At 57.5% G+C, this 18,579-nt stretch carries 14 protein-coding genes; 1 reads left to right on the top strand and 13 read right to left on the bottom strand.

Annotation, left to right across the window (positions count from 1 at the left end; all coding sequences use genetic code 11):
- Positions 1-9 precede the first annotated feature (9 nt).
- Positions 10-1,107, top strand: coding sequence for a transmembrane glucosamine N-acetyltransferase NagX (nagX, locus tag GRX76_RS08070; protein WP_160152838.1), 1,098 nt, complete (start codon positions 10-12; stop codon positions 1,105-1,107).
- A gap of 357 nt (positions 1,108-1,464) precedes the next feature.
- On the opposite strand, the gene mutT is transcribed toward nagX, so the two are convergent.
- From mutT to mraY, 13 genes are all read right to left on the bottom strand, one after another.
- Complete coding sequence (mutT, locus tag GRX76_RS08065; RefSeq protein ID WP_160152837.1) at positions 1,465-1,878, bottom strand: 8-oxo-dGTP diphosphatase MutT; 414 nt, start codon at positions 1,876-1,878, stop codon at positions 1,465-1,467.
- 11 nt (positions 1,879-1,889) lie between these two features.
- Complete coding sequence (argJ, locus tag GRX76_RS08060; RefSeq protein ID WP_160152836.1) at positions 1,890-3,089, bottom strand: bifunctional glutamate N-acetyltransferase/amino-acid acetyltransferase ArgJ; 1,200 nt, start codon at positions 3,087-3,089, stop codon at positions 1,890-1,892.
- A gap of 118 nt (positions 3,090-3,207) precedes the next feature.
- The gene (secA, locus tag GRX76_RS08055; RefSeq protein WP_160152835.1) at positions 3,208-5,952 is read right to left on the bottom strand and encodes a preprotein translocase subunit SecA; all 2,745 of its coding nucleotides are present in this window, start codon (positions 5,950-5,952) and stop codon (positions 3,208-3,210) included.
- A gap of 173 nt (positions 5,953-6,125) precedes the next feature.
- Positions 6,126-7,064: a M23 family metallopeptidase gene (locus GRX76_RS08050; RefSeq protein ID WP_160152834.1), complete on the bottom strand. Its 939-nt coding sequence runs from the start codon at positions 7,062-7,064 to the stop codon at positions 6,126-6,128.
- Between the two features lie 254 nt (positions 7,065-7,318).
- Positions 7,319-8,233, bottom strand: a complete 915-nt coding sequence (gene lpxC / locus GRX76_RS08045; RefSeq protein ID WP_160152833.1) for a UDP-3-O-acyl-N-acetylglucosamine deacetylase — start codon at positions 8,231-8,233, stop codon at positions 7,319-7,321.
- A 531-nt stretch (positions 8,234-8,764) separates the two neighbouring features.
- Positions 8,765-9,964 carry a cell division protein FtsZ gene (gene ftsZ / locus GRX76_RS08040; protein WP_160152832.1) on the bottom strand — a complete coding sequence of 400 codons (1,200 nt, stop codon included), beginning with the start codon at positions 9,962-9,964 and terminating at the stop codon, positions 8,765-8,767.
- 63 nt (positions 9,965-10,027) lie between these two features.
- Entirely contained in the window at positions 10,028-11,263 is a 1,236-nt protein-coding gene (ftsA, locus tag GRX76_RS08035) for a cell division protein FtsA (RefSeq protein WP_160152831.1), read from the bottom strand.
- 92 nt (positions 11,264-11,355) lie between these two features.
- Complete coding sequence (locus GRX76_RS08030; protein WP_236250601.1) at positions 11,356-12,060, bottom strand: cell division protein FtsQ/DivIB; 705 nt, start codon at positions 12,058-12,060, stop codon at positions 11,356-11,358.
- A 165-nt stretch (positions 12,061-12,225) separates the two neighbouring features.
- On the bottom strand, positions 12,226-13,683 hold the full coding sequence (gene murC, locus GRX76_RS08025; RefSeq protein ID WP_160152829.1) for a UDP-N-acetylmuramate--L-alanine ligase: 1,458 nt from the start codon (positions 13,681-13,683) through the stop codon (positions 12,226-12,228).
- A gap of 43 nt (positions 13,684-13,726) precedes the next feature.
- Positions 13,727-14,827 (bottom strand): undecaprenyldiphospho-muramoylpentapeptide beta-N-acetylglucosaminyltransferase, encoded by a 1,101-nt coding sequence (murG, locus tag GRX76_RS08020; protein ID WP_160152828.1) that lies wholly within the window; start codon positions 14,825-14,827, stop codon positions 13,727-13,729.
- Positions 14,827-16,056, bottom strand: coding sequence for a putative lipid II flippase FtsW (ftsW, locus tag GRX76_RS08015; protein WP_160152827.1), 1,230 nt, complete (start codon positions 16,054-16,056; stop codon positions 14,827-14,829). Before ftsW ends, murG begins: the two co-directional genes overlap by 1 nt.
- On the bottom strand, positions 16,053-17,447 hold the full coding sequence (gene murD / locus GRX76_RS08010; RefSeq protein WP_160152826.1) for a UDP-N-acetylmuramoyl-L-alanine--D-glutamate ligase: 1,395 nt from the start codon (positions 17,445-17,447) through the stop codon (positions 16,053-16,055). The genes ftsW and murD overlap by 4 nt, the downstream gene beginning before the upstream one ends.
- Before the next feature lie 43 nt (positions 17,448-17,490).
- Positions 17,491-18,576, bottom strand: coding sequence for a phospho-N-acetylmuramoyl-pentapeptide-transferase (gene mraY / locus GRX76_RS08005; RefSeq protein WP_160152825.1), 1,086 nt, complete (start codon positions 18,574-18,576; stop codon positions 17,491-17,493).
- Between the last annotated feature and the right edge of the window lie 3 nt (positions 18,577-18,579).

The raw sequence follows: 18,579 nt of genomic DNA, 5'->3' as shown, positions 1-18,579 counted from the left end.
GTAGTTATTATGGTCAACAAAAAACAGCGACTCGCCTCCGTGGACGCCCTGCGCGGATTCGATATGTTCTGGATTATCGGCGGCGAAGCCCTCTTCCTGCCCCTGTTTGCCCTCACCGGCTGGTCGATTTTCCACTTCGGGCACGGGCAGATGCAACACACTCAATGGCACGGGTTCAGTTTTTACGATCTGATTTTTCCGCTGTTTATCTTCCTGTCCGGAGTTACCCTCGGCCTCGCCAACAAGTCCCTGCGCGGGCTGCCTGCAAGCCAGCGGACACCGGTTTATCGCAAGGCGGTCAAACGGTTATTTCTGCTGATACTGCTGGGCATTCTTTACAACCATGGCTGGGGCACGGGAATCCCCGCAGACCTGGGTGAAATCCGCTACGCCAGCGTGCTTGCCCGTATCGGTTTTGCCTGGTTTTTCGCTGCGATGATCGTATGGCACTTCGGTTTACGCACCCAGTACCTCATTACCGCTGCGATCTTGCTGGGATACTGGCTATTACAGGTGACCGCGGGCTCACTGACTCCGGACGGTTCCGTGAATGCGTGGGCGGATCAACACTTCCTGCCGGGTATCACATACCAGAACCGCGCTTACGATCCAGAAGGTGTACTTTCCACCATTCCCGCTATCGTCAATGCACTGTTTGGTGTTTTTGCCGGTCACTGGCTGGCAAAGTACGCCGGTAACCACACGGCGATTCTGAAAGGCCTGTTTGTCGGTGCGGCGGTTTGTCTGCTTGCGGGTTTTCTGTGGCACTGGGTTTACCCGGTCAACAAGGAACTGTGGACCAGCTCTTTTGTCCTGATTACCTGTGGCTGCTGCCTGCTGTTACTGGGTATTTTTTATCTGGTGGTGGATATGTGGCACTGGAAGACCTTCACCTATTTCTTTTCAGTGATCGGCTGCAATGCCATTCTGGTGTATCTCGGTACCAGTCTGGTGAACTGGCAGTACAGCAGCAAGAGTATGTTTGGCGGGATTGCGGCTGCCCTTTCCGAGCCGGCCGGTGCTCTGGTAATTGCTATCGGGGTAATTTTGCTGCAGTGGCTGGTGCTGAGATTTCTTTACAAGCGCGGGATTTTTATCAGTCCGTGACTTCCGTGGATCCGCTTAGTGAGAGGGGTGGCGGCAGAGCGCCGGGTATTCGTTTTCAAAACCGCTGTGAATACATCCCTGTACGCTGCGTCGGCGACGTCCATGTCGCCGACGCTTTTGAAAACGAATCCCCGGCACTCCACCTTAAATTCAATTCCTGAGCTCTGTTCAGACAGTGACTAGCGGCTTCGTAATGACTACGAAGTGGATACTTTGACGTGAAGGTAAAGTGCTGGGTGCGGGTTTTCAGGATCGTCGGTAACAGGGATGTTGCCGACGAAGCGTACAGGGACGTATTCACAGCGGTCCTGAAAACCCGCACCCAGTGCTTTGCCGCCACCGAACCAGCTTAAACACCTACAAAGTGCAGGACTTTCCGAGCCATCGTTGCACCGCGATAACGATCGACTGATTCGCATCCGGAAATTCATAGTCGGTGAGTTCAGAAGCGTTAACCCAGGCCAATGTCTGCCCCTCGACTCCGCGCGCTTCACCGGAAAATTCCATCACACACCAAGTATCGAGAAACACCTGCTTTTCACCGTAGTCATGGCGCACCTCGATGAGTTTCTCCATCGCCAGCACGCCAATATCCAGCTCCTCACGCAACTCTCTCGTCATTGCTTGCTGAATCGACTCGCCATCTTCAACCTTGCCACCGGGAAACTCCCAACGCCCTCCCATATGCAAATGGTCCGGGCGCTTGGCCAGCAGAATACGTCCATCGGGACCGAGAATAACCCCAACCGCGACGTGAATATGTTTGACCATCGACTCCCCCATCAGGTGCGGTACTCGGCATTGATGGTCACATACTCGTGAGAAAAATCGCAGGTCCAGATATGCTCGGAACACTCCCCCCGCTGCAAATCGACAGTGATGGTAAACGCCGGCTGCTGAAAGATCTTCTGTCCCGCCTCTTCGGTATAAGCCTCCGCGCGGCCACCGGCGTCCACGATTTGTACATCGTCCAGAAACACACTGATCTTGCCGGTATCGAGGTTTTCCATTCCCGCATTGCCAATCGCCATGACCAAACGCCCCCAGTTGGGGTCTGAAGCGTAGAGTGCGGTTTTCACCAACGGCGATTCGCCGATCTCAAAAGCCACCCGCAGGGCCTCTCGGGAACTGGCGGCATTGTTGACCTGAACAGTGACAAATTTGGTCGCCCCTTCACCATCTTTCACGATCGCCTGGGCGAGTTCGATATGCACCTCAGTGATGGCCGCCTTTAACTCGGCATAGGCATCGCTACTGGTATCGTCGATGGGTATTCCACTGGCGCCACTGGCAATCAGTACGCAGGCATCATTGGTGGAGGTATCGCCGTCCACACTGATGCGGTTGAAGGAGGCTCCCACGGCCTCTTTCACCAGCGCATCCAGCATCGGCTGGGGAATAGCCGCATCGGTTGCCACATAGGCCAGCATGGTCGCCATATTGGGCTGGATCATACCCGCACCTTTGGCGATACCGACAACGGAAATAGTTTCGCCGTCAATCGCCAAGGTGCGGCTGGCGGTTTTGGGGCGTGTATCGGTGGTCATGATGGCTTTGGAGGCAGCATCCCAGCCATCAACCTGCAGGCTTTCGACCGCCTTGGGGATACCGTTGAGGATTTTCTCTACCGGCAGGTGCTCACCGATAACACCGGTGCTGAAGGGCAGCACCTGTTCCGCCGCGACGCCCAACGCAGCTGCCACACCGGCGCAACACTGGTTTGCATCCCTGAGACCCCGTTCGCCGGTTGCAGCGTTGGCATTACCGGCATTGATCAGCAACGCGCGAATATTCCCCTGGCGGATATGCTCTTTGGCCACCAGCACCGGGGCCGCACAGAAGGCGTTCTGGGTGAAGGTCGCAGAGACGCTGGCACCCTCGGCAATTTCGATCAGCAGCAGGTCGTTGCGCTGCCAGTTTTTGATCTGAGCGGGGACGGCGGAGAGACGGACTCCGGGAATCTGGGGAAGGGATTGCGCCATTGTTTTTGGCCTTGTGAGTTGAAAGATCAGGCGGGAATTATATAAACGGGAAGCCATAAACAAAAAGGCCCGCAGGAGTACTGCGGGCCTTTTATCTTATTTCAGCAACGGCCGAATATCAGGAGGTGGTAGAAGAAGTCAGCTTGCCGTGGCACTGCTTGTACTTCTTGCCGGAGCCGCAGGGACAGGGATCATTGCGGCCGACACGGGGGCCGCGGCGCGCGGGCTCAGCCTGTGCGTCACCGGCCATCTCGGCCTCCGGCATTGCAGACGCCTGCGCATGTTGCAGCTCCAGTTGCTGGCGACGCTGGGCCTCCAGGCGACGCTGCTCCATTTCTTCCATCTGCTCACGGGTCATGGGTTCGACATGGGCCAGCACGCGGATGACTTCGTGTTTCAGGTTATCCAGCAGGCTCTGGAACAGGTGGAAAGATTCGCGCTTGAACTCCTGTTTCGGGTTCTTGTTGGCGTAGGCGCGCAAACCGATGCCCGCACGCAGGTGGTCCATGCTGGAAAGGTGCTCCTTCCACAGCTGGTCCAGCACCTGCAACATCACCTGGCGCTCGATCGTAGGCATCAGGTTGGCATCGCCGGTACTCTCGGCAATTCGTGCCAGCTTCTGCTGGTACGCCTGCTGGCACTCTTCGGCAATTTTCTGGCGCAGGCTTTCCTCGTGCAGGGTGCGGTCTTCGTCCAGCCACTGCTGAACCGGCAACTGCAAACCCAGTTCGGCGGCCAGCTGCTGCTCCAGGCCCGGAATATCCCACTGTTCTTCAACGCTCTGCGGCGGCACGTGGCTGGAAATCAGTTCGTACACCACATCCTCGCGAATAGCGCTGATGGTATCGCTGATGGTTTCCGCTTCCAGCAATTCGTTACGCTGGGAGTAAATCACCTGCCGCTGGTCGTTGGCCACGTCATCGTATTCCAGCAACTGTTTGCGGATATCGAAGTTGCGGCCTTCCACACGGCGCTGGGCTTTTTCAATGGCATTGGAAACCATGCGGTGCTCGATGGCCTCACCGCGCTCCATGCCCAGCATCTGCATAAAGTTCTTCACCCGGTCGGAGGCAAAGATGCGCATCAGGTTGTCTTCCAGGGACAGGTAGAAGCGGGTTACACCCGGGTCACCCTGCCGGCCGGCACGACCGCGCAGCTGGTTGTCGATACGGCGGGATTCGTGGCGCTCGGTACCGATGATATGCAGGCCGCCGGCCTCAATCACCGTCTCGTGGCGGGCTTTCCACTCCGCCTTGATCTTGTCGATTTCTTCCGCAGTCGCTTCACGGCCTTCGCGCGTCGCCAGCTCTTCCACTTCGGCTTCCCAGTTACCGCCGAGCACGATATCGGTACCGCGGCCCGCCATATTGGTGGCGATGGTGACGGTGCCGGGGCGACCGGCCTGGGCGATGATCTGGGCTTCCTTCTCGTGGAACTTGGCGTTCAGCACCTGGTGGTCGATCTTGGCCTTCTGCAACAGGCGCGACATCTCTTCAGACGTTTCGATGGAGGCGGTACCCACAAGGATGGGCGCCTTCTTGTCGCGACAGTACTTGATGTCTTCGATGATGGCTTCGAGCTTCTCTTCCTTGGTCAGGTACACCAGGTCGTTGAGGTCTTCCCGCTGCTTTTCGCGGTTGGTGGGAATGACCACTACATCGAGACCGTAAATCTGGCGGAACTCAAAAGCTTCGGTATCCGCGGTACCGGTCATACCCGCGAGTTTGGGGTAGAAGCGGAACAGGTTCTGGAAAGTGGTGGAGGCGAGGGTCTGGCTCTCGCTCTGGATCTGCACATTTTCTTTTGCTTCCAGGGCCTGGTGCAAGCCTTCGGAAAGGCGACGACCGGGCATGGTACGGCCGGTATGCTCGTCAATCAGCACCACCTGGCCATTCTGCACAATGTAATCCACGTCTTTGTGGAACAGCACATGGGCGCGCAGCGCAGCGTTAACGTGGTGCAGCAGGCCCAGGTTACCCGGGGCGTACAGGGATTCGTCTTCTTTCAGCAGGCCGCTGCGGGTCAGCAGGTCTTCGATCAGCTGGTGGCCGTCTTCGCTCATTTCCACCTGACGGGTCTTTTCGTCGACGGTGTAGTGACCTTCGCCGCCCTCTTCGCCGCGCTCCAACTGGGGCACCAGCTTGTTCATCGCCATATACAGCTGCGAGGAGTCTTCCGCCGCACCGGAAATGATCAACGGGGTACGCGCTTCGTCGATCAGGATGGAGTCCACCTCATCCACGATGGCGAAGTTCTGCGGGCGCTGAACGCGGTCTTCCTTGCGCAGAACCATATTGTCGCGCAGGTAGTCGAATCCGAACTCGTTGTTGGTACCGTAAGTAATGTCCGCCTGATAGGCCGCCTGCTTGTCGGCAGGGTGCTGTTGGGACACGACAACGCCGACCGTCAGGCCCAGGAATTCGTAGACTGGACGCATCCAGTTGGCATCGCGGCTGGCCAGGTAATCGTTGACCGTCACAATATGTACGCCCTTGCCTTCCAGTGCGTTCAGGTAAGCAGGCAGCGTGGCCACCAGGGTTTTACCCTCACCGGTACGCATTTCGGCAATGCGACCCTCGTGCAGGGTCATGCCACCGATCATCTGTACGTCGAAGTGGCGCATCCCCATGGTGCGGGCACCGGCCTCGCGCACCGCGGCAAAGGCTTCCGGCAGTATCTGATCCAGAGTTTCACCGCTCTCAAGGCGCTGCTTGAACTCTTCCGTTTTGGCTTTCAGCGCGGCATCGTCCAGTGCCTTGTATTCTTCTTCCAGCGCATTGATCTTTGTGACCGTTTTGCGCATGCGCTTGAGTTCGCGGTCATTTTTTGAGCCGAAGACCGTCTTTATCAGTTTGCCAATCATTATTCAGAAACCACATTAAATGCTGAGTGTGCCCGCGGGCCCGGGCCTCGGGGCCTCTGCGCGGAAAAGGTGCAAGTAAACAGGAAGGCGCCAGACGCCGCAACCGTATAAGAAGTTGCGGGCGCCACTACAGGATTACAAGTCTCCTGCCGCGCAATGATAGAGGATAGTTGTTATCTGCCGGTGCGGCGGATATAGCTGGCGGGGTCTACGGGGCGGTTATTCTTGTACACCTCGAAGTGCACGTGAGGGCCGGTAGAGCGGCCACTGGAGCCCATCAGGGCGATGACCTGGCCTTTCTTCACAATCTCCCCAAGTTTGACCTTGAGCTCACTGTTGTGGCCGTAACGTGTGGTGTAGCCATTGCCGTGGTTGATTTCCACCAGCTGGCCATAACCATTGCGGTCTTCAGCCCAGGTCACGACACCGGCGGCTACCGATACCACGTCCGAGCCATTCTTGCCGGCGAAATCCACACCTTTGTGCCAGGAACGGCGACCGCTGAAGGGGTCGGTACGGTAGCCATAGCGGGAAGACATCCAACCGCGGGTAATGGGGCGGCCGGCGATAAACTGTTCATCCTGCAGCTGGCGACGCGCCATCAGGTCATCAAGCGTAGAGAGCTGCATCTGGCGGTCTTCGATCTGATCCGACAGGTCGCCGATGACTTCAAGAAATTCCGGTGGCTGGTAGGGCAGTTCGCTGGCGCCGGCGATACCCGGGTCTTCCGGGCCACCTACGGCGGGCACGTTGCCAAATTGAAATTCGCCTTCATCGAGCTTGGCGATGGTGGTGAGGCGCTCACCAAGGGCATCGAGACGGGTCAGCCTGGCCTGCATTTCGGCCAGCTTTACGGTCAGGGCGGTCAGCTGCTCACGGGCCTGCTGATCGGCCTCATTGATCTGCTCCTGCTGCTTGCGCAGGGCTTTGTTCCAGGCTTTTACCGCCCGCGAATCAAAGACGTCGGATTCTGTCGCTGGTAGGTTAGCCCCCAACCACAGCGCACCAACAGGCAAGCCCAACAGGCAGAGGCCGAGCAGGGCTTTGCTCAGTCCACCAAAATTGAAGCTGCGGGAGACACCTCCGCGCTCATTGACCAGGATTATTTTCATAACAGGCGTGCGAGACTTGCGACAGTTTGTTGTTTTAGTTGGTTTTCACCCATCGGCAAACTCTGCCGAGTGGTAACGGGACTGTCGCTTCCTGCTTGTCCCAGGCCATCTCCATGGCCAGCTGCCGCCAATGTAACATCGTCTGACGGCAAAAAAAGATCACAAACGCACGCTAAAGACCAAAACTTGCGGCCAAAAGGCAGCGCGCGTAAAAAAGCCGGCAATTTCTGTGCCGGCTTTGCGAGAGGCGCCTCTTACACTGCCAGGATTGGCTTGACGTAAGAGATGGGCGCTTCTTCCTGCTCACCCTCAAAGGTGACCATTTCCCATGCATCTTCCTGTGCCATCAGGGTGCGCAGGGATTTGTTGTTCAGTGCATGGCCGGATTTGAAGGCCTTGAACTCACCAATCACACTGGTACCCAGCAGGTACAGGTCGCCGATGGCGTCGAGGATCTTGTGCTTGACGAACTCATCCTCGTAGCGCAGACCGCCCTCATTAAGGATGCGGTACTGGTCGATAACGATGGCGTTATCCACGCTGCCACCTTGCACCAGACCCTTGGAGCGCAGGTATTCGATTTCATGCATGAAACCGAAGGTACGCGCGCGGCTCACTTCTTTTACGAAGGAGGTGCTGGAGAAGTCTACCGAGGAGCTCAGGTTGCGCCCCTGGAATACCGGGTGGTCAAAATCGATGGTGAAGGACACCTTGAAGCCATTGAACGGCAGGAAGCTGGCTACTTTGTCGCCCTCTTCCACGGTTACTGGCTTCTTGATCCGCAGGAATTTCTTCGGAGCGGCCTGCTCCTGAATTCCGGCGGACTGAATCAGAAATACGAAAGGACCCGCGCTACCGTCCATGATCGGCACTTCCTGGGCGGACAGTTCGACAATCGCATTGTCGATCCCCAGACCAGCCATGGCGGAAAGCAGGTGCTCTACGGTGGCAATACGCACGTCACCTTTCACCAGGGTGGTGGAAAGCAGGGTGTCGCCCACGTTTTCAGCACGCGCTTCAATCTCAACCACCGGATCCAGGTCGACCCGACGGAATACGATACCACTGTTCACCGGCGCCGGTTTCAGGGTCAGAACGACCTTTTTGCCGGTATGCAGGCCAACACCAGTGGCTCGAATAGCGTTTTTGAGAGTGCGCTGTTTGATCATCTATATCTAGGTTCCCAATCGGTGAGCTGCGCACGAACCGCAGCGAGCCGGCGATAGTATCAGAAAATATACGCCAAAACTACAGAAACCCGTCTGGTCATTTCTGTAATTGCGGCATGTCATTTCCATCCTGACTTGAGTAAGCATAGCCCAGCGAGAAGACTACAACGCCAAACCAGCGCACAGGATCGCCATTAATTGTACGCCCTTGCCAGGTAACAGACAGTTAACAAGTGTTAACCAAGGTCCGGAAACCTGACAGTCACCCGATATTCTATTGCGGGTTACTGAATTCTCCCTGAATAACACCGGCATCCTGCGGTGTACTGCACTGTTTCTTCCCTGCTTAACGTCATCTAAAGGCTTGCGCATTTAGACCCTCTGGTCCCGGGGCAACTCCATTTCGGGAGCACCCCAGAACCGGCACCGGCGTCACAGCCGGAGCGGGCGAAAGCCCGGAATTTCACCGGGCGAGGACATGAGCAGATTCCGCCACTACTCCGGAATAAAAAACCCGGGGCCGGACGGGACTCAGTCGGCCTGGCGGCGCAGGAAGGCTGGAATATCCAGGTATTCCATATCCTGATCAGAACCGAGCGGCGGCATTGCGCGCGCGGGGCGCTCGCTTTCCACTCGACCGCGGGCTTCCTTGGGTTCGCGGACACTCTCCGTCTGCGCAGTCGGGCGCACGGTCTCACGGGTCTCCGGGCGGCGGGTGTTATCCACAACCTTTGTGGGGCGGGCAACCTGCGCGGTGGCCTCACCGAGACCGGCGGCAACTACAGTGACTCGCATCTCGTCACCCAGCTTGTCGTCCACTGCGGTACCGATAACCACGGTGGCGTCGTCGGAAGCGATCTCCTGAACAATCTGGCCAACCTCGGAGTATTCACCCAAGGTCAGCTCCTGACAGCCGCCTTCTTCGCTACCGGTGATGATGTTCACCAGGATACCGCGGGCACCCTGCAGGTTAACGTTATCCAGCAGCGGGCTGCGCACCGCCTTCTCTGCCGCTTCGCGGGCACGATTTTCGCCAACGGCGGAACCGGAGCCCATCATCGCCATGCCCATTTCAGACATGACAGTGCGTACATCCGCAAAGTCCACGTTCATGATGCCCGGGCGGATCATCAGATCGGCGATACCCTGTACCGCACCCAGCAGCACATTGTCGGCCTCCTTGTAGGCGGCCTTCATGGTGATTTTGTTGCCGAGCACTTCCAGCAGGCGATCGTTGGGGATGGTGATCAGGGAGTCGACCTTGTCACGCAGCTCAAGGATGCCCTCTTCCGCAACGGTCGCGCGCTTGCGACCTTCGATCATGAACGGGCGAGTCACTACCGCGACAGTCAGGATACCCAGGTCTTTGGCAATTTCCGCTACGATGGGGGCACCACCGGTACCGGTACCGCCACCCATGCCAGCGGTGATAAACACCATATCGGCACCGGTCAGCACTTCGGCGATACGCTCGCGATCTTCCAGCGCAGACTGGCGACCTACATCGGGGTTGGCACCGGCACCCAGACCGCGGGTAATGGTATTGCCCAATTGCAGAATGGTCTGCGCTTCCACATCTTTCAGCGCCTGTGCATCGGTATTGGCGCAGATGAAATCAACACCATCCACTTCGCTGGCAATCATGTGCTTGACGGCATTACCACCACCGCCACCGACACCGATCACTTTGATTACAGGCTTATCCTGTACGCTGTCTACGAGTTCGAACATTGCTGTTCCCCTTTTTTGCTCATGTCTAAATTTAATTATCGATCCTGGTAATTATTTTCTGAATCAGAGATTGCCTCTGAACCAGTGCTTCACCTTGTCCCACCACTGATTATCGTTGCGCTGGACAATCGGGCGGCTGCCTTTGTTTTCCTGCGACTTCAGTGCATACATCAATAGGCCAACACCCGTGGAGTAAATCGGGTTGCTGACGATATCCGTAAGGCCTGCAATCCCCTGGGGTACCGCGAGACGCACTGGCATGTGGAAAATTTCTTCCGCCAGCTCTACCGCGCCCTCCATCTTCGAGGAGCCACCGGTCAGCACAATGCCCGCTGCACACAGGTCTTCGAAGCCACTGCGGCGCAATTCCGCCTGCACCAGGGTGAAGAGTTCGTCGTAACGGGGTTCCACCACTTCCGCCAGCGCCTGACGAGACAGATCGCGCGGTGCGCGGTCACCCACACTCGGCACCTTGATGGTTTCCCCTTCCCGCGCCAGTTTGGCCAGGGCGCAGGCGTATTTGATTTTCAGCTCTTCCGCGTGCGGCGTCGGTGTGCGCAGCGCCATGGCGATATCGTTGGTCACCTGATCGCCAGCAATGGGGATAACCCCGGTGTGGCGAATGGAGCCACCGGTAAATACCGCGATATCGGTGGTACCACCACCGATATCCACCATGCACACGCCCAGCTCTTTTTCATCGTCGGTCAACACCGCGTAACTGGAAGCCAGCTGTTCGAGGATGATGTCTTCCACTTCCAGACCACAGCGGCGAATACATTTTTCGATATTCTGTGCCGCATTGACGGCACCACTCACCAGATGCACCTTGGCCTCGAGGCGTACGCCGGACATTCCCAGAGGTTCTTTTACCCCTTCCTGGCTATCGATCAGGTATTCCTGTGGCAGGGTATGCAGAATTTTCTGGTCCGCGGGAATCGCTACCGCACGCGCGGCATCGATCACCCGATCCAGATCCTGCTGAGTCACCTCACGATCCTTGATCGCCACGATACCGTGGCTGTTCAAACTGCGAATATGACTGCCGGCAATGCCCGCATAGACAGAGTGAATCTCACAGCCGGCCATCAGCTCAGCCTCTTCGACCGCGCGCTGGATGGACTGCACCGTGGATTCAATATTCACCACCACGCCCCGCTTCATACCGGTGGAGCGATGAGAGCCGATGCCGACGATATTCAGCTCGCCGTCTCCGGAAACCTCACCGACAATCGCCACCACCTTGGATGTACCTATATCCAGGCCGACGACCATGCGTGGATCCGTTGATTGTGTCATTTGATTTTCAACCTCGCTGGGCAGTCGCTCCGACCCACATGTAGCATGTCGGATCAGGGGAAAGCCCACCTTTTTATCTGCCTATTTTGTTGTCAGTTTTCTGTCTTTTCTTTCGGTTTCCATTGCACCGCAACTGCGTTGTTATAGCGGGTATCCACCCCCGCAACTTTCTGCAGATGCGGCGCCAGTACGCCGCGGGTCAAACTGAGGAAACGGTCAACTCTTTCCAGGAGTTCATCGTGTCCCAAATGCAAGCGGATACCGCTCACCAGTTCCAGCTGCCAACCTGCCAGGTCGTCAAACGACAGGCGACGCACTTCCATATCCTTGGTGGTAAGCAATCCGGCCAGTGCCTGGTACTGGGCCATGATCCGCTCTACCAGCTCTGCGTCTCCTGCCAGTTCTGGCAGTCGCAGATCCTTCAAATTTTCCGGCCGCGGCAATAGTTCGCCACTGGCGATCAACAGTTGATCGCTACCCCAGATGGCCAGCGGCTCCGCCTCTTGCACTTCGACTTCAACGCCGTTGGGCCAGCGACGACTCACCGACGCCCCTACAATCCAGGGGTTGCTCAGCAATGCCGCGCGCATCTCGTCAATATCCAGTGAAAAGAATCCGTGGCGCAAATGCGGCAACAGGATATCTTCCACTTCTTTTTCAGTGACCGCTCGAAACGGCGCTTTTACCCGCACATTTTCCAGCGCATCTACCCGACTCAGCTCAACCGCCGGCGCCTGATGCCAGAGCCAGCGGGCACTGTATCCAAGCCCCAGTGCAACCAGCAGCAGAAATGCCACCAGGAAAAAAAGTTTTACCGGACCTGGCGCAGATGCTTCATCAGGGCCTGGTAGTGCCCGTGCGCCCCGAAGGGGTTGCTTCCCCTTCCTTCCGCTCGCTGCTTTCTTTTCCTTCGGCCTTTGCCTTACTTTTTTTTCACTGGCCACGGTCAGCTTCTATTCCGCTCATTTGCCGCCGGAGGGCTTATCCCCCAGGCGCCACTCCGACAACTGTTGGGCCAAGCCACCGACATTACCGGCGCCCTGCGTGAGGACAATGTCGCCGGGCTCCAGTAGATCCGCCAGGATGGGTGGAACCTGATCCACCTTTTCCACAAAAATCGGATCAACCTGGCCCCGGTTGCGAATACTACGCGCCAGGGTACGGCCATCGGCGCCGGGAATTACAGCTTCGCCCGCGCTATATACATCCAGAAGAACCAGTTTGTCGACCTGTGAAAGCACCTGCACGAAATCTTCAAACAAATCCCGGGTACGGGTGTAGCGATGCGGCTGATAGACCATCACCAGACGGCGCTCTGGCCAACCATCACGAACCGTTTTGATGGTCGCGGCCACTTCGCGTGGGTGGTGGCCGTAATCGTCCACCAGCATGACTTTTTCCGCAGCCGCATCATCGCTGACCGGGTACTCCCCATAAATCTGGAAGCGACGTCCCACCCCCTGAAATCCTTTCAGGCCTTCACGAATGGCTTCATCACTAACGCCCTCTTCCGACGCCACTGCAATGGCCGCCGTTGCATTCAGCACATTGTGAATGCCCGGGATATTGACACACACATCCAGCGCACTACCGTCCGGGCGATGCACGGTAAAGAAACTACGCAGCGGCTCCTGGCGTACGTCGCTGATACGAAAATCGTTATCTTCCGCGAAACCATAAGTGGCCACTGGCCGCGCCATTTTCGGAATGACAGACTGCACATTGGCGTCGTCACCGCACACTACCGCCAGCCCGTAAAATGGCAGGTTGTGGATAAAATCGATAAAGATCTGTTTAACCTTTTCGAAGTCGCCACCGTAGGTTTCCATATGGTCGGCATCGATATTGGTGACCACGGTGACCATCGGCTGCAGATGCAGGAAAGACGCATCACTTTCATCGGCTTCCGCGACCAGATAGCGGCTTTCACCCAAGGCGGCATTTGCACCGGCGCTGTTTACCAGCCCCCCGATCACAAACGTCGGGTCTGTGCCATCGGCGGCAAAAATAGAGGCAATCAGGCTCGTGGTGGTGGTCTTGCCGTGTGTTCCGGCTACCGCAATACCGTAGCGATAGCGCATCAACTCGCCCAGCATTTCCGCGCGGCGCACCACCGGGATACGGTTGTCCCGCGCGGCAATCAGCTCCGGGTTATCTCCGTAGATGGCCGAGGAATTCACTACGACATCCACATCGCTGACATTCTCGGCGCTGTGTCCAATCTGCACTTTGATACCCAGGCTGCGCAGGCGCTCGGTGACCTTGCTTTCGCGCAGATCTGAACCGGACACTTCGTAGCCCTGGTTCTGCAGCACCTCTGCGATACCGCTCATGCCGGCTCCGCCCACGCCAATAAAGTGAATGCGGCGGATGCGGCGCATGGCCGGTACCTGGTAGTGGCTTTCGCCTTTGTTACTCATAGCTGTTCCTGCACTGGCATTCAGTTTTGTCTCGCGAGACATATCAACACCCCATCTCTTCGCGACATACGGCCAACACGCGATCGGTTGCATCCGGCTTGGCTACGCGACGCGCGGCTTCTGCCATTGCCAGTAATTTATCCGGGTCGGCAAACAGTGATTCCAGCATTGCGGCCAATTGGTCTGGATCCAGCGCGTCCTGCTGGATGACTTTTGCGGCCCCGGCCTGCGCCAACCACTCACCGTTTTTGGTCTGGTGGTCATCGATGGCAAACGGAAAGGGCACCATAATGGCTCCGAGCCCCGCGGCGGCAATCTCAGATACCGTGAGTGCGCCCGAACGACAAATCACCAGATCTGCCTGTCCGTACGCCGCCGCCATATCCGCAATAAAAGGCACAACCTCCGCCTCGACGCCGGCATTTTCATAGGCTTCTTTGGCCACATCCAGGTGGCGCTGGCCAGCCTGGTGTATAACCTGTGGACGCTTGCTCGCATCCATTTTCGCCAGTGCCTGCGGCACCAGCTCATTGATGGCGACCGCACCGAGGCTACCGCCAAGAACCAGCAGGCGCAGTGGCTGATGCTTGCCTACACGCTCCGACGGGGCGGGCAGCGCGGAAATTTCGGTGCGCACCGGATTACCCACCTCCAGAGCCGCCGGCAAACCGCTGGGAAATGCCTCCAATACGCGACTGGCAATTTTCGCCAGCAGGCGATTGGTGGTGCCGGCCACCGCATTCTGTTCATGAATAATCAGCGGCACGCCGCCAAGCCGCGCGGCAACACCGCCTGGGCCAGTGGCGAAACCTCCAAATCCCAGAACCGCATCTGGACTCACAACCTTTACTACGCTTCGCGCCTGCCAAATCGCCTTGGCGATTTGGAAAGGAGCCTTCAGCAAAGTGGTGACACCTTTACCCCGCACACCTTCCACACGAATACAGTGCAGTGGAATATTCACAGCGGGAATCAGCTGGGATTCGATACCACGCTGGGTACCCAGCCACTCTACCGATGCCCCCTGTTCCTGCAGCGCTTTGGCAACCGCCAGCGCCGGGAATACGTGTCCGCCGGTGCCGCCAGCCATAACCAGAAATTTTTTACCGGCGAAAGGCGCGGTCACGCTTGATGATTCAGTCATCATGCCGCCTCCTCGGTTTTTCTGTCGCCCAGCTGCAGCGGGTTGAAAATAGGCAGCTGGCTAATTTTGCCGATACCACTCGCGGCCTCTTCTGTATCACTATTCACTTCTTTCTGTGCACGCCATGCCAGCGCAAACAGCGCAAAGCACACTACCAGGCTGGAGCCTCCGGAACTGACAAATGGCAGTGTCAGGCCCTTGGTGGGCAACAGCCCCGAGGCTACGCCCATATTGACGAATGCCTGTCCGGCCAGCAGTACAGCAATGCCGAACGTCAGCAGGGCTGCAAAAAAGGCCTGCTTTGCCAGGGCTTTGCGCACCAGTCGCAGTAGCGACCAGGTCAAGGCGGCATAGAGCCCGATGACGACTAGGCCGCCGACCATGCCCCACTCCTCAGCGAGGATTGCAAACACAAAATCGGTGTGTGCTTCCGGCAGGTAAAACAGTTTTTGCACGCTATTGCCCAGACCGACACCGAACCATTCGCCACGCCCGAAGGCAATCAGTGACTGGGTCAGCTGATAGCCACCAGCAAACTGCTCTCCCCAGGGATCAAGGAAAGTCGTCAAGCGCTGCAGCCGGTAGGGGCTTACCAGTGCCATCAGTCCCAAGCCACAGGCGGCCAGGGCCACCAGTAAAAAGGTGTGCGGCAAACGCGCACCGGCGAGAAACACCATCGCCAGCGCCGTGCCAGAGATCACCACTACCGAGCCAAAATCCGGCTCCAGCAGCAACAGCAGGGCCACTATTCCCAGCACAGAAATCGGCACCATAAAGCTGGTCCAGTGCCGCAATTTTTCATGGCGGCGAGTCAGGAAGCTGGCGAAAAAAATCAGACAGCAGAACTTGGCGATTTCTGCCGGCTGTACGGTAATCGGCCCCAATGCGATCCACCGGCTACTGCCGTTCACTTCGCGCCCGATACCGGGAACCAGCACTGCGAGCAACATGCCACAGGCAAACATGAGCAGGGTCCACGACAGACTGGACCAGGTTTGCAACGAGATTCTGCTAACCACCAGAGCACCCAGGGCACCGGCAGCAAGAAACACCAGATGGCGCTTCAGGAAATACCAGGGATCGTTGTACACGTCCGTGGCGAAAGCGATGGATGCCGAGGCCACCATCACCACGCCGATACTGGCCAGCGCCAGCACACAAAATGGCAGGACCCAGGCAAACTCGTCGGCCTGCTCGTTGGCCGCAGCTTTAAGATCCAGCTTGCTCACTCGCCACCTCCAGCACCCGGTGCCGGGGAAGACGCAACCCACAGATTGACGGCGCGGCGAAACGCATCACCCCGGGCCTCAAAGTTGCGGTACATATCAAAGCTGGCACAGGCTGGAGACAGCAACACAAAGTCGCCTTCTTGGGCCAGAGACGCGGCCTTGGCCACCGCCTCGTCCATATCCAAAGCTGCCTGCTGCTCAGTACGCGCGGCCAGTGCCGAAGCAATTTTCGGCCCATCCACTCCGATGGTAACCAGGCCACGCAGTGCAGCAGCCGCGTCCGCTAGCGGAGAAAAATCCGCACCCTTGCCGTCGCCACCGGCGATCAGGACAATTTTGCGCTGACCGTCCGCAAGCCCGTCCAGGGCAGCACGCGTTGCACCCACATTGGTGCCCTTGGAGTCATTTACAAATGTGATACCCGCATGGTCGGCAACACGCTCACAGCGATGACTGAGGCCACTGAAGCTGCGCAACACCTGCAACATTGCCGCCATCGGCAGCCCTACGGCATTACCCAACGCCAGTGCCGCCAGAGCGTTGGCCACGTTGTGACTTCCCACCATGGCCATATCTGCTGCCGGCATCAGTTTTTCGGTGCCCTGAGCCAGCCACAGCTGCTGGCCATCGTTGATTACGCCAAACTGCTGTAAGTCGGGGCGCTCGAGCCCGAAGCTCCATTCGCGACTGTCTCGCGACAGGGGACCACGAGTCAGCGGATCAGCGCGGTTGATCACCAGCTGCCGGGCATTGCGATATACCCGCTGCTTGGCGTGATGATAAGCCGCCAATGTGGGATAGCGGTCCATGTGATCCGCGCTGATATTCAGAATCGTCGCCACTTCTGGAGCCAGCGAATAAGTGGTTTCCAGTTGGAAGCTGGACAATTCCAGTACAAATATTTCCGGCAGTGGCTGTTCCAGCAGGTCCAGTACCGGCACACCGATATTGCCACCCACTTTTCCACGGATACCGGCCGCTTCCACCATCAACCCCAGCAGGGTTGTAACGGTACTCTTGCCGTTGGAGCCGGTGATGGCGATCACCCGGGGCTCAGGCTTGGACTTTGCCAGCTCGCGGGCAAACAGTTCGATATCGCCAACCACCGGAATACCTGCGGCTACCGCTGCGGCAATCGCCGGCTCCGCCAAGCCAATGCCCGGGCTGGCAATAATTTCACTGGCAGCCAGTAAGGTTTCAGGATTCAGAGGACCACATTCCACCGGTACTCCGGGAAACTGAGCGGTAAAGCCGTCCAATGCCGCTGGCGCTTCGCGACTGTCCACAACAATGGGAGAAAAACCCTGGCGCAGCAGAAAGCGCACCACCGATTGCCCGGTAGCGCCCAATCCGATAACCACTTTTTTCTCTGATGTTGCGATCAAGCTCATTGCTTTGTTATCAGTCTCGATGCGTTATTTACATGTGTTATTGCTAGCGCAGCTTCAGCGTCGCCAGCCCGGCCAGAACCAGCACCACGGTAATAATCCAAAAGCGCACAATCACCCGAGGCTCCGGCCACCCCTTCAACTCAAAATGGTGGTGCAGCGGAGCCATACGGAAAATACGCTTTCCAGTCAGCTTGAACGAGGCCACCTGCAGGATCACCGATACCGTTTCCATCACGAAAACACCGCCCATGATGAACAGTACGATTTCGTGCCGGGTAATCACGGCGATAATGCCCAGAGCGGCCCCCAGGGCCAGTGCTCCTACATCGCCCATGAAAACCTGTGCGGGATAGGTGTTAAACCACAAAAAGCCAAGCCCGGCGCCACCCAACGCGGCACAGAAAACGGCCAACTCACCAGCGCCGGGGATAGATGGAATGTGCAGGTAACTGGCAAATTCCACGTGCCCCACGAGGTAGGCAATCATTCCCAGTGCACCACCGACCATCACCGAGGGCATGATCGCCAGGCCATCAAGGCCGTCCGTCAGGTTCACCGCGTTGCTGGAGCCGACCACAACGAAATAGGTCAATAAAATGAAAGCGATGGGGCCAAGGTTGATGGCAACATCTTTAAAAAACGGTACAAACAGCTGGGTTTCAGCGGGCGTCGTCGCGCTCATAAAAAGGTAAATTGCTGCACCGAGCCCCGCCACCGATTGCCAGAAATATTTCCAGCGGGCAATCAGGCCGCGGGAATTTTTCTCAACGACCTTTTTGTAGTCATCCACAAAACCCACCGCGCCGAACACGAAGGTCACCAGCAAAGTAACCCAGACATAGCGATTGCTGAGGTCGGACCACAGCAAGGATGCGGAAAAAATGGCCGCGAGAATCAGGGTGCCGCCCATGGTAGGGGTTCCGGATTTACTCAGGTGGGACTGAGGGCCATCGTCGCGTACCGCCTGCCCTACCTGCAGCCGGTTCAGCCAGGTAATCATGCGCGGCCCCACAATCAGGGAGATTCCCAGTGCGGTCAGGGAGCCCAGAATCGCGCGCACGGTCAGGTAATTGAAGACCGAAAAGCCTTTCCAGAACTGTTGTAAATATTCAGCCAGCCATAACAGCATCGT

It is taken from the genome of Microbulbifer sp. ALW1 (genome assembly GCF_009903625.1).
Taxonomy (GTDB): Bacteria; Pseudomonadota; Gammaproteobacteria; order Pseudomonadales; family Cellvibrionaceae; genus Microbulbifer.
The sequence above is the reverse complement of the archived record's forward strand: the minus strand, read 5'-3'. Positions and strand labels throughout refer to the sequence as shown.

Excerpts from the sequence above, each read along its gene's own strand:
- nagX (WP_160152838.1), top strand. The coding sequence starts at position 10 with ATGGTCAACAAAAAACAGCGACTCGCCTCCGTGGACGCCCTGCGCGGA.
- mutT (WP_160152837.1), bottom strand. The coding sequence starts at position 1,878 with ATGGTCAAACATATTCACGTCGCGGTTGGGGTTATTCTCGGTCCCGAT.
- argJ (WP_160152836.1), bottom strand. The coding sequence starts at position 3,089 with ATGGCGCAATCCCTTCCCCAGATTCCCGGAGTCCGTCTCTCCGCCGTC.
- secA (WP_160152835.1), bottom strand. The coding sequence starts at position 5,952 with ATGATTGGCAAACTGATAAAGACGGTCTTCGGCTCAAAAAATGACCGC.
- GRX76_RS08050 (WP_160152834.1), bottom strand. The coding sequence starts at position 7,064 with ATGAAAATAATCCTGGTCAATGAGCGCGGAGGTGTCTCCCGCAGCTTC.
- lpxC (WP_160152833.1), bottom strand. The coding sequence starts at position 8,233 with ATGATCAAACAGCGCACTCTCAAAAACGCTATTCGAGCCACTGGTGTT.
- ftsZ (WP_160152832.1), bottom strand. The coding sequence starts at position 9,964 with ATGTTCGAACTCGTAGACAGCGTACAGGATAAGCCTGTAATCAAAGTG.
- ftsA (WP_160152831.1), bottom strand. The coding sequence starts at position 11,263 with ATGACACAATCAACGGATCCACGCATGGTCGTCGGCCTGGATATAGGT.
- murC (WP_160152829.1), bottom strand. The coding sequence starts at position 13,683 with ATGAGTAACAAAGGCGAAAGCCACTACCAGGTACCGGCCATGCGCCGC.
- murG (WP_160152828.1), bottom strand. The coding sequence starts at position 14,827 with ATGACTGAATCATCAAGCGTGACCGCGCCTTTCGCCGGTAAAAAATTT.
- murD (WP_160152826.1), bottom strand. The coding sequence starts at position 17,447 with ATGAGCTTGATCGCAACATCAGAGAAAAAAGTGGTTATCGGATTGGGC.
- mraY (WP_160152825.1), bottom strand. The coding sequence starts at position 18,576 with ATGCTGTTATGGCTGGCTGAATATTTACAACAGTTCTGGAAAGGCTTT.